Below are 11,040 nucleotides of genomic sequence, written 5' to 3' on the forward strand. Positions count from 1 at the left end.
CGGATAACAGGTAACATACATTTTTTTGAAAGATCAGGAGCCTTCCGAAAAACGAATTCGGTAGGCCGGATGGATAACTCTGCCCTGAAAACAGGCTTTTTCAGAAAGTTTGGTACAAAACAACAGCGGTGCTTCGGGATTTTTCCTCAGAATGGTGAAATTACCCCCGCAAGTACCGCCTCATGGCAAATTTATAAACGCAACCGGTTCAAAGCGGGCGTGGCTGTAGGGAAACGAACCTCCTTGAACATTTAAAAGAGATTAATATTGAACAGTTAACTATTTGTGGGGCAATGAGTCACATGTGCATTGACGCTTCAACAAGAGCCGCCTATGACCTGGGCTTTCAATGCACTGTAGTGGAAGACGCCTGTGCTACAAGGAATTTGCAGTTTAAAGAAAAAACTATAAACGCTTCTGAGGTTCACGCTTCATTTATGGCGGCGCTAGCGACACCGTACGCCACGGTCGCAAGTGCTCTAGAAATACTGAATAAATAGTCTGGAAAAACGCTGTGGTCAACCAGAGGGGGAGCGATTTTTGAAACAAACCTGATTTTGTAAGCATTCATCGGTGCGTTATTTCCGTTGTTTGTGATATGCCGATTAAAGAACACTTTGTCGGCGTGTTATAAGTGCTGAATGTCGCGTGGGGAAAGTTGCTAGGTGCGGTGACGAGCCTGTAAATGCTCACGGGGTAAATTTTTTCGAAGGAGTTAAAATGTTCATAGTCTCGTTAACCTACAAATGCGATATTAAAGAAGTTGAAAAATATCTTGATGACCATGTATCATATTTGAAACAAGAATATTCTAATGGAAACTTTATTGCATCAGGTAGAAAAAATCCAAGAACAGGTGGAGTTATTTTATCTTGTGTGAAAGACAGAGATGAGTTGGAAGTGATTTTAAAAAGAGACCCTTTTAACAGAGCCGGAATTGCAGAATACGATATTACGGAGTTTATTCCGAGTATGGTGGCAGAAGGGTTTGAAATATTACAAAAATAGCAAGATGTCGTCATACGCTACAACCAAAACCAGGGGGGGCATATTGGGGAAATGATGTAGACGGAGAATCCGGGATGTATTTAAAGGGAATCTTGAATAATTGCTTTTTCTTCCAATCTCCCGGAGTCTGGCGCTTACCTCGTTATGCTCAAAATTTTATCCTCGGAATATCATGTATATACCTGTGGTAAAATTTTGAACATGCCTTGACCTTGATTGAAAAATCTAATTATTCAAGACACCCTAAACATTCAGGGGAAGCTCTGGTTTTTCTTGAGCGTCACGTTAACGGTGCAGGTACATGATAAGGGCGGCAGAAATTTCAGATGCAGAGTCTTTGACTAGACTCTCTTTTGAATCAAAAGGGCATTGGGGATATCCAGCATCTTTTTTCGAGGCATGGTCCAAGGAATTAACAATAACTCATGAATATATTAATCAAAATGATGTGGTCGTGAGTGAGGTTGATGGCACCCTTGTTGGTTATTATTCCATTGTTGAGCTCAAAGATAATCTCGATTTTTCCGGTATAATAATAAAAAAGGGGTTTTGGCTTGAACACATGTTTGTCGAACCTCAAGCTATTGGCAAGGGGATTGGAAGGCAGCTTTTCAACCACCTGCGGCAAAAATGCTTGAAAAGGGGCATTGTTGAGCTCGGCATTTTGTCTGATCCGCATGCCAAGGGGTTTTACGAAAAAATGGGTTGCATATATTTGAGAGAATATCCCTCAACGATAAAACACCGAACCACCCCGTTTTTGGTATTAAAATTGTGAACTCGTTAACCGGTATGTCAGTGCGGATAGCCAGTCTGCGGCTGTAGTTTGGTTAACCGGCGGTCCTGCAAAGGATTCCTCGGTAAGCGATCAGGGGCCCCCCTGAAAGAACTCGTATTGTCGAAACTGTAAGCGGTTACGGGGTGCCGGAGATGCTAGGCGTCGGCCTGTGCAGCGTACGCCTGTACGTAAGCAGGCCGATAACACCGCAGATTCGGTGCCCCGTGATCGCTTACATTCCTCGGTCTCTCGGCACAGCATGGTCTCTATCCTGGATGCCCCAAAAGGCGGTGGGGGAAACTGAATAGCAAATAAATTAGTTTGAAAATTTCTGCATTATCAACTGAATATGTTATCCAGAGACCATCCGCCGTCACGGATTCAGGTCTATCTTCAGGGGAAGAACACTCTCATGAAATATGAATGGCGAAAAAAAGAAAAAGAAATCTATTTGCCTCAGAATAAGCCAGTACTGATTGATATCCCACGATACAAATATTACACGATTCGGGGTGCCGGAAATCCAAACAGTTCATTCTTTGGAGAGTACATTGAAGCTTTATATGCAACTTCGTACGCAATTCGAATGTCATACAAAAAAGGACTTGAACCAGAGAATTTCTACGAATATACAGTGTACCCCTTAGAGGGGATTTGGGATATTTCTGAAAAAGCTAAACAATCATTTGACGGAACATTAGACAAAAACGAACTTGTGTTCACCTTAATGATTCGCCAGCCAGATTTTGTTTCAAATGAATTTGCCGAAACAGCAAAAGAATGGGCAATGAAGAAAAAGAAAAATTCTCACATAGAAAATATTAAATTCATTGAAATTACAGATGGAAGATGCATGCAGATGATGCATCATGGAAGTTATGATAATGAGAAGGAATCGTTTCTAATAATGGAAGAGTTTTGTACAGAGAATAACTTAAAAAGAAAAACAAAACAGCATAAAGAAATATATATTTCAGATCCGAGAAAAGTAGCACCAGAAAAGTTGAAAACCGTTCTCCGCTTCCAAGTTTCATAACAAACAGGTGCGGATCAGAGCACATAGAAAATCGAAGATGAGATTCCCAAAAGTTCGAGGTCGGGTATGAGTTCGCTTTCATTCGTTGATGACATGGCGGATATCCAGCGCTTAGTGGCTCAATGTCATGATCAGGCAGTTCGCAGGGGGAGTGTGCTTGAAATAATGCAGCCTCAAACCGGCGAGAAATTTTTGGAGGTTGGTTGTGGAGGAGGATTCTATGCTTATGAGGTTGCCCGTTGTGTTGGCCCAACAGGCCGCATGTGCGCAATCGACTATAGCGCAGATCAAATCGCCACTGCAGAACGCAACTGCGTTGATATGGAATGGGTCGAGTGCAGGGTAGGGGAAGCAAGTGAACTTCCGTATGAGAATGACACCTTCGACACAGTCTATGGTATACAGGTTTTTGAATATATTGAGCAGTTGGACGCCGCATTGCGTGAAGTCCGCCGAGTTTTACGTCCAGGTGGGCGTTGCTTTATTTTATCAACAGACTGGCGTACTGCAGTCTGGCATTCTCATCACGAGAAGCGGATGCAGAGGATTCTCTCGGCATGGGAGACTCACAGTTCCACCCTCGATCTTCCCGCTCTCCTTGGCGTAAAATTGCGAAATGTTGGCTTGGTACCGCTTCGTCAAACTCCAATGTCTTTTCTCAACCGATCGTACCATAGAAACAGCTTCAGCTATTGGGCTGCTCGTGTGATTCGTTCTTTTGTAGAGGGGAAGCATGAGATAGGTTCGGAAGAGGCTGAGGCATGGTTGAATGAATTCGAACTGCTTGAACAGCAGCAAGCCTATTTTTTTTGTTTGACCTCTGTTTTGACTGAAGCAATTAAGAATGTACGCTGAAAGCCTGACGACAAAGGATAGTCCAAGTGAGATTTACTTGGCGACGGACCACACATTGTATAGATCTCGCACAATCATACACTAGGGAAACCGGTGATCCTCATGTCAGCTGTCTAAGAAGTGAGCCCAGATGGAACAAAGCATCATAGATGGCTATGCTGAAGATGCCGACTTTTTGATTGCCTCTTTTGAGGCCATCTCATCGTCTGATGTGCTCTCATGTGTTACCGAATTTATCCCTCGATCTCCATGCCAAATTATTGAAATAGGGTCCGGAACAGGTCGTGATGCGGCTTGGTTGGCAGCAAAGGGCCATAGAGTTTTGGCTGTGGAGCCGGTTTCTCTTTTTCTAGAGGCAGGTAGGGAGTTGCATCAGTCTCCCCATATCAAATGGCTCAACGATTCTCTTCCCTCCCTTTCTCGCGTAATTCAGCGAAATGAGAAATATGATTTAGCCCTGCTGGTCTCGGTTTGGCAGCATGTACCCAAAGAAGAGAAATTTGAATCTTTAAAAAATATACGATTTTTAGTTCGAAGAAGCGGAATGCTCATAATCTCCATACGCAATGGCCCCGGTTCTTCCAAAAGAGAGTGTTACCCCACAAGTGTCCAAGAAACCGTCAATATCGCGAGGCAGTGTGGCTTTCGTTTCATTGCCAGTCGTGAGGCTCAGTCTGTGCAAAAGAGCAATCAAAGAGCAAAGGTAACATGGTCATGGCTTGTTTTTACCCTGAATCCGTGAGCATTCATCAGTGCGCCAGGTGCAACTGGACAATACATGAATTTGAAAAAATACGTTGTCTTATTAAAAAGATGCGTTGTTCAGCAACCCCCCGCCGTCACTGATTCGGGTTTACCGCAAGCTAGGTTTACCTTTTCATACCCACTGTTGGTGGCAATGAAAAAATTGATTGTGAGGCCGATGAGAATGAAGCCGATGTCGTTGTAGAGGCAATGGATGTACGAGGATGATGATTATTTCGTTTGTGTGTGGGCTCGCTTTATTCACAAACCTGCTAAATTCACCCTGTACGAGGATGATGATTATTTCGTTTGTGTGTGGGGGCATTGTATTTTTTACTTTCTGTAAGTTGTTTTTTAGCGATAAGTGTTGAAATGTCTGGAATGTCCTGCTCCTGAGCGTCCGCCATAGCCATGCTTCCCTTGCCCACCAGCGTTGAACAACAGCAGGATAGAAAGCAGCCCGATTCCGAGGACGGTCGCCAGGACCGGGCCTTTTTGAAACTGTATTTGAAATATCTTCCAGTTCAGGAAGAGATGAACGACGCACAGCAGCAGAAAGATCGTACTCATCCACTCATGCAGGTGCTTTATTCCTCGAACATCGAGGTGCAGCAGCAGTAAGATACCGGTCACCCCGGCAATGAGAAAACTGAGCATCAGCGCGGGGTGCAGATTGGTGCGAACGAATTTTTTATCAAGCATAAATCCTCATGGATTCAGGAAAGAGTCCTGTCTGGAGGGAAGAATGAATTCCCTGTTCGTTAATGAAAAGGACGGTCTTTCCATAACACGATGTTGAGGTTACCGTCTGTTGGCGAAGCCATGAACCTTAATCATCGCCCTGTAAATAGCATAATTGAGTCCATCCCGTGTAGCGGTTGCCCTATGTTTGATCCAGGCCCGCAGCTAGGTAGGCTGGAGATCAAGGATGAAGAAGGCCGGAAAACCGATCAATATGAGCTTTTCATTCTCATGATCATGACATCGTGCAGCTACTTCTGCGACGAGATCCGGTCCTCCTATCAATCATCGCAAAGTCATTCAGCGCCTCGGATCTTTCAATCACCCAACGCTCTCTCGGAGAGGTAAACCAGAGTGGACGACTTGAATCACTTACAGCTATTGGCCTCCTTGGTTATCAGATACGATTTCAAACGGTTCCGATCATCCAGGTAAACAGGATGGTCTTCCATCTGTTGAATGAGCAGGCTAAGCTGTGCTTGCAGGAATGCATCCATCCCCTTTTTTAGAGAATAGTACATCCACACCCCTCCACGGCGATCCTGGAGCCAGCCATTTCTTTTGAGATAGGATAAGTGGCGCGAGATTGTTGATTGCGGCGCATTCAGGGCGTGCATCAAATCGCAAACGCAATATTCGTCCCCTCCATGCAGAAGCAAGAGCAGTCGCAGGCGGGTTTCATCGGCCAATGACTTGAACAGTTCGGAGAATCTTTTCATAAGGCAAAAGTACCGTGCTGGATATTGATCGTCAACGCTTCCCAACTCTGATTTTCGGAGAGCGGACATAGAAGACCTCGTTAAAGTGTGATCTTTTCCACATATGCGTCCACGAAATTCCCTGCAAGAGATTGACGTATCCGCATGAGCGGATTAATAAACGGGTGACTATTCAAAAAAATTAAATTTTCCAATCTCTCTCTGTAAAGGACGCATCATGTCGCAGCACCCTAAACGCCTCGGTTTTCTGGATCGTTTTCTTACCCTGTGGATCTTCCTCGCCATGTTTGTTGGGGTAATGCTTGGCTACACCGTTCCTGGTGTACAGCATGTGATCAATGCCTTCCAGGTTGGCACGACGAATATTCCTATTGCCATCGGCCTTATCATGATGATGTATCCGCCTTTGGCCAAAGTTAAATACGAGCAATTGGGGCAGGTTTTTCGTAATGGACGGGTGCTTATGCTCTCCCTCGTGCAAAACTGGGTGATCGGGCCGGTGTTGATGTTTTTTCTGGCCATAACCCTCCTTTCCGGACAGCAGCACTACATGGTCGGCCTGATCCTCATAGGCCTAGCCCGATGCATCGCCATGGTTATCGTCTGGAACGATCTCGCCGACGGTGACACGGAATACTGTGCGGGATTGGTGGCCTTTAATTCGATTTTTCAGGTCTTGTTTTTTTCATTCTACGCCTGGATCTTCATCACCGTTATTCCCGGTTGGTTCGGTTTGGCAGGGGCGGTGGTCGATATTTCCATCGGCCAGATAGCCCAGTCTGTGTTCATCTATCTCGGTATTCCTTTTATTGCCGGAATGCTCAGCCGTTTGATCGGCATCAAACTCAAAGGCAGAGAGTGGTATGAACGGGAGTTTATTCCTAGAATCAGCCCGTTGACTCTTGTTTTCCTGCTCTTCACAATCCTGGTGATGTTTTCACTCAAGGGAGAATACATCGTTCAACTGCCACTCGATGTGCTGCGCATTGCCGTGCCTTTGACCATTTATTTTCTGATAATGTTTGGTGTCTCCTTCTTCTTGTCCTTGAAAGCTGGGGCAACATACGAGCAAACCGTCACCTTGAGTTTCACAGCCGCCTCCAACAACTTTGAGCTGGCGATTGCCGTCGCCATTGCTGTCTTCGGTATTAACTCGGGAGAGGCCTTTGCTGCGGTTATCGGTCCGCTGGTTGAGGTGCCAGTTCTCATTGCTCTGGTCAACGTCGCCCTTCGGCTTAAAAACAAATACTTTCCCTATGAACAACGAAGCCTAACAGGGGTTTGCCATGTCCGTACAAAACAATAGAATTATCCTGTTTTTTGCCAGATACCCGAAGGATGAACAAGCCCCCCTTGTCAGTCCTGATGCATCAGAAGAGTTTTATGTCTATATGTTCCATTTCGTGCCAGACCTACGCCAACAAGGCAAAGTAGAAAGCCGACGACGACAGGCATTGTGATCGGCTCATCAAACATTTTGTAGGCCCACACTGCAGTGACCGGAGGTGTCAGGTAGATGAGACTCGACACTCTCGTCGCGGAAGTACGTTTCAAATTGGCCCAATAGAGTCCGTAGGCTCCGAATGTCGAGAACAGAATAAACCAGGTTACGGCATACCCGAATGTAAACGTTATTTCCGGAGCCAAACCTCCATCGAACGCTGCGAGTGGCAGAAAGAGGAGTGCGGTCACGGTGCACTGCACTGTTAGTGCAGGTAAGATTGGAGCTGTTCCTGTTTTGGCTTTGGCTATCAATGTCGCGGTTACAATGCAAGCCATGCTCACGAGAGCGAGTGCATAGCCTGTGAGTGGTGTTTGCTTGAATCCACCTATAACGGAAACAGCGACCCCCAGGAGTCCAACAGCAAGCCCTATCCATTGTTTTGGTACAACGCGTTCACCCAAAATCCCCCCTGATAATGCAGCAGTGGCTAACGGTTGCAAGGCTGCAATGAGCGCCGCTACACCCGGTGATACACCAATATCTATGGCGGCTATCATGGTAGCTAAGTAACCAAACATCGCGAAGCTGCCTATTAATGCCTGCAACTTGATGTCGCGCCTGGTCATACGGCGCAACTGTGGCAGTGCCAATGGTGTGAGGAGCAAAGCTGCCAGGAGAAACCTCCAAAACAGGACTAAAAAAATTGACGACGTTTTCGACGCAAGAGTGCCACCAATAAAGCCGGAACTCCAAGCTATGATGAGCCCGGTTTCAAGGATTGACGTCGCAATAATACGGTATGACAAAGCCATTTTTTGTCTCATTTTTGAAAAAGTAAAAGGATCGTTCTACTTGCAAAGGTAGAGTGAAAGTTCTACTTTGTCAATTATGAATAAAACACAGCAAAAAATTGCGGCTGGACTCGAGCAGGCATTCGCTGAGAATGGATTTGCCAAGATAGGGGTTGATGGGTTGCGCGATGCCTCTAACGTGAGCCTGCGTACGCTTTATAAGTATTGCCCATCACGTGAAGATATGATCAAGACCGCTTTGGAGTATCGCCATACACGATATCTCAGGCATTTATTTGAGGCGTTACCAGCGGCGCCAGATAAAGCGATCGAGGCTATATTTGATCGAGTGGGCGAGTGGATGTCTGAGAATGCCCCTGGAGGCTGCCTTTTTCACCGCGCTGTTGCAGCGTACCCGGATAACTACGTTTTTCATGAGATGCTGGAGCGCCATAAAAGGGAGATGGGCGATGCTATGGTTCGAGTGACAGGGTTGTCAACCTTTCGCGATCATTTCATCTTGTTGCATGAAGGAATAACGCAGAGCTGGCCACTAATCGGAGAACGCTCCGTAGCAAGCGCGAAGATGCTTGCACGCAATTTGTTGAGCGCTGACTGATGGGAATCTTGAATAATTGTTTTTTCTGCCAATCCCGGCGTCATGCTTAAAATTTTATCCTCGGAATATCACTCATATACCTGCGGTAAAATTTTGCGCAATCCTCGGAGTCTACGCTTACCTGGCCTTGATTGAAAAATCTAATTATTCAAGACACCCTGATGTGTCTATGAAATGAACCCAAGGAGCATGGCAAATTCATTCTTAGCGTCAGAAGCCAATAACCTGCGCCGAAACAGTAAAATAGCCATGTCTTCGTGGAAGAATCGCTGCTGCCTTGTTTGACTACAAGGGGCTAACAGGATCACCAAGGTTTTCAGAGGGGGAGGGGGGATAGCTACAACCGAAAAACTGTCGATACGAGTATAAAACGGCAAGAAGTTAATTCCGATATTGCATAAATTTCGGTTACATCTCTTTCGGTCTGATTATTGACGAAACAACCATCCCGGAGAAGTCGTTAAATGTCTGTTGGGTGCCTTGAAAAAGCAGTTATTCAAGCTTCCCTGTTGATATTGTGCGACCTCCTCAACACAAATCATTTCTTGATAATATTCGATTTTGTTGCTCCAAAAATTTACCGAATTCAGCATCAACTCTTAAAATATGCGTCACTAACCAATCATTCAAGAATGAGAAAATTTCTGACAATACAAGGGGATCGTTGTTGCTGTATTTTTGATACATGATTCCAACTTGCTTTGAGAAGGCATCATGTTCCGCTTTGTGCATGTTGAAATCTGGGAAACCGCTCGCAGACATCCATTTTTCCTCAGCTATAAAATGGTAGGTAGCATAATCAATAAGCTCATTCAGGAGCCATGGAACATCATGCGCTTCAGAGTTGTTAACAAAAGCGTCATGAGCTTGGTTGAGCAATAAAACTAAATGTTTGTGTTGTTCATCGCATCGAGGAATACCAATTAAATAGCTATCATCCCAAGCAATTGCGGGCATATATTCACTCCTGTCTTTTGAACGCTTACGGATTCAGGATCATGATTTTTACGAAAAGATCATGCGAAACCAGGAGAGGCATAGCATACTACGATACCATATTGTAGCATCAGATAGCCAGGGGGGAAGCGTTGCTTTTTCAGAGAAAGGTAGGATGCTGCCATGAAGAAAACCCTTCCTCTTTGTACGCCTGTTGACAAGCGAAGAATCATTATGTAAGTTTTGTCGTAATTCAAAAAAGTTAGGAGATTTTATGTTCACCAATTCAATTGATCTTGTGCTGTACGTTACCGGGAAAACCGCTGCGTAACCAGACAGACGATTGATTCCACATCAACAGCGGCAGATTCAGGCTCCACTCTGGAGGCTATGCCAGCTGTTTTTCCTTTTTGGTTCCATCGGGCCTCTGCAATATCCCTGCGCCTTTTTTCCGGTAACTGTCCTTCGTCTTTTTTTTTTTATATCTGATGAGCTTTTGGCTTTGGTGTTTCCGTACACCGTCTGTCCAAGTCGGCTCCAGACTATTTATGCTGCACAATAGGAAGGAAATATGCGCAACAACGAAAATTTACCTAAAGACACGTTTATACTCAGACTGGAAAAACTGGGATGGTTACCATTTTTTCAACAGCAATATAATAAGTTAGTTACCGATTCCACCCCGGCAAGGGGCGTTGGAGTACATAAGCAACTTTTTTCAGTCATGCATGGGGATGAAACAATCTCCGTCTCTCTTGCCGGTCGGTTGCATGACCGGGTGGCTGGAATATATCCGGTCGTTGGGGACTGGGTGCTTGTGAAAGAGCAGGTTATCACAAACATTTTTACGAGAAATAATCTGTTGTCCCGAAAAGCCGCCGGAGGCAGATCAGGTCGGGGAGCGAAGGGGGAAGAAGAACAGGGAATCGCTGCAAACCTTGATTTTGTCTTTATCGTCTGCGGCCTTGACCGTGATTTTAATCTGGCAAGGATCGAGCGATACCTCATGCTTGCCTATCATTGTGGCATTCAACCTGTCATCTTGCTCAGCAAATCCGACCTGCAGCAAAATCCGGAACGATTTGTCTGCGAGGTAGAGGCCAGCGCTCCAGGAGTTGCGGTCTTTTCCCTATCCCTCCACGATACTCATGCGGTTGCTCGTGTTGCAGCTCTGCTGCATCCACACCGGACAGCTGCCCTGATAGGCTCATCGGGTGCGGGAAAATCCACCCTGATCAATCATGATGGCCTCGTAAAAACCTTACGCGGCTATTTTAAGATTTAAAAATTCAATCGGGCACATATTGCCCGGCTATGTCAAAATTGTTAAGAATTTTGGCATGAGATGTTCTTTGAGACGTGAAAAAAC

General features: G+C 45.4%; 14 protein-coding genes. 10 read left to right on the plus strand and 4 right to left on the minus strand.

Annotated features, from left to right (window positions below):
• The 7 genes from JWJ90_RS21565 to JWJ90_RS21595 all read left to right on the plus strand — a co-directional run.
• A partial coding sequence (locus JWJ90_RS21565; protein ID WP_205229290.1) for a hypothetical protein occupies positions 1-255 on the plus strand: 255 nt, incomplete at its 5' end.
• 26 nt (positions 256-281) lie between these two features.
• Positions 282-500 carry an isochorismatase family protein gene (locus JWJ90_RS24020; RefSeq protein WP_420828933.1) on the plus strand — a complete coding sequence of 73 codons (219 nt, stop codon included), beginning with the start codon at positions 282-284 and terminating at the stop codon, positions 498-500.
• Positions 501-648: 148 nt separating this feature from the next.
• The gene (locus JWJ90_RS21575) at positions 649-1,008 is read left to right on the plus strand and encodes a YciI family protein (protein ID WP_338032356.1); all 360 of its coding nucleotides are present in this window, start codon (positions 649-651) and stop codon (positions 1,006-1,008) included.
• A 301-nt stretch (positions 1,009-1,309) separates the two neighbouring features.
• Positions 1,310-1,786, plus strand: a complete 477-nt coding sequence (locus tag JWJ90_RS21580; protein WP_205229291.1) for a GNAT family N-acetyltransferase — start codon at positions 1,310-1,312, stop codon at positions 1,784-1,786.
• 412 nt (positions 1,787-2,198) lie between these two features.
• Entirely contained in the window at positions 2,199-2,822 is a 624-nt protein-coding gene (locus JWJ90_RS21585; protein WP_205229292.1) for a GyrI-like domain-containing protein, read from the plus strand.
• Positions 2,823-2,888: 66 nt separating this feature from the next.
• The gene (locus JWJ90_RS21590) at positions 2,889-3,677 is read left to right on the plus strand and encodes a methyltransferase domain-containing protein (RefSeq protein ID WP_205229293.1); all 789 of its coding nucleotides are present in this window, start codon (positions 2,889-2,891) and stop codon (positions 3,675-3,677) included.
• A 130-nt stretch (positions 3,678-3,807) separates the two neighbouring features.
• On the plus strand, positions 3,808-4,419 hold the full coding sequence (locus JWJ90_RS21595; RefSeq protein ID WP_205229294.1) for a class I SAM-dependent methyltransferase: 612 nt from the start codon (positions 3,808-3,810) through the stop codon (positions 4,417-4,419).
• A gap of 356 nt (positions 4,420-4,775) precedes the next feature.
• On the opposite strand, the gene JWJ90_RS21600 is transcribed toward JWJ90_RS21595, so the two are convergent.
• Together JWJ90_RS21600 and JWJ90_RS21605 are read right to left on the minus strand one after the other, a co-directional pair.
• Positions 4,776-5,123 carry a DUF4405 domain-containing protein gene (locus tag JWJ90_RS21600; protein WP_205229295.1) on the minus strand — a complete coding sequence of 116 codons (348 nt, stop codon included), beginning with the start codon at positions 5,121-5,123 and terminating at the stop codon, positions 4,776-4,778.
• Positions 5,124-5,530: 407 nt separating this feature from the next.
• The gene (locus JWJ90_RS21605; protein ID WP_205229296.1) at positions 5,531-5,881 is read right to left on the minus strand and encodes an ArsR/SmtB family transcription factor; all 351 of its coding nucleotides are present in this window, start codon (positions 5,879-5,881) and stop codon (positions 5,531-5,533) included.
• A 217-nt stretch (positions 5,882-6,098) separates the two neighbouring features.
• Here JWJ90_RS21605 and arsB point away from each other — a divergent pair, with 217 nt between their 5' ends.
• Positions 6,099-7,187: an ACR3 family arsenite efflux transporter gene (gene arsB / locus JWJ90_RS21610; RefSeq protein WP_205229297.1), complete on the plus strand. Its 1,089-nt coding sequence runs from the start codon at positions 6,099-6,101 to the stop codon at positions 7,185-7,187.
• Between the two features lie 50 nt (positions 7,188-7,237).
• On the opposite strand, the gene JWJ90_RS21615 is transcribed toward arsB, so the two are convergent.
• A complete protein-coding gene (locus JWJ90_RS21615; RefSeq protein ID WP_205229298.1) occupies positions 7,238-8,137 on the minus strand; it encodes a DMT family transporter in 900 nt (299 codons plus the stop codon).
• 76 nt (positions 8,138-8,213) lie between these two features.
• Here JWJ90_RS21615 and JWJ90_RS21620 point away from each other — a divergent pair, with 76 nt between their 5' ends.
• The gene (locus JWJ90_RS21620; RefSeq protein ID WP_205229299.1) at positions 8,214-8,735 is read left to right on the plus strand and encodes a TetR/AcrR family transcriptional regulator; all 522 of its coding nucleotides are present in this window, start codon (positions 8,214-8,216) and stop codon (positions 8,733-8,735) included.
• A 528-nt stretch (positions 8,736-9,263) separates the two neighbouring features.
• Here JWJ90_RS21620 and JWJ90_RS21625 read toward each other — a convergent pair.
• Positions 9,264-9,692, minus strand: a complete 429-nt coding sequence (locus JWJ90_RS21625) for a bacteriohemerythrin (RefSeq protein ID WP_205229300.1) — start codon at positions 9,690-9,692, stop codon at positions 9,264-9,266.
• A 550-nt stretch (positions 9,693-10,242) separates the two neighbouring features.
• Here JWJ90_RS21625 and rsgA point away from each other — a divergent pair.
• A complete protein-coding gene (gene rsgA / locus JWJ90_RS21630) occupies positions 10,243-10,956 on the plus strand; it encodes a GTPase RsgA (RefSeq protein ID WP_205229301.1) in 714 nt (237 codons plus the stop codon).
• The last annotated feature ends 84 nt before the right edge of the window (positions 10,957-11,040 follow it).

Source organism: Desulfobulbus rhabdoformis, from assembly GCF_016919065.1.
Classification (GTDB): Bacteria; Desulfobacterota; Desulfobulbia; order Desulfobulbales; family Desulfobulbaceae; genus Desulfobulbus; species Desulfobulbus rhabdoformis.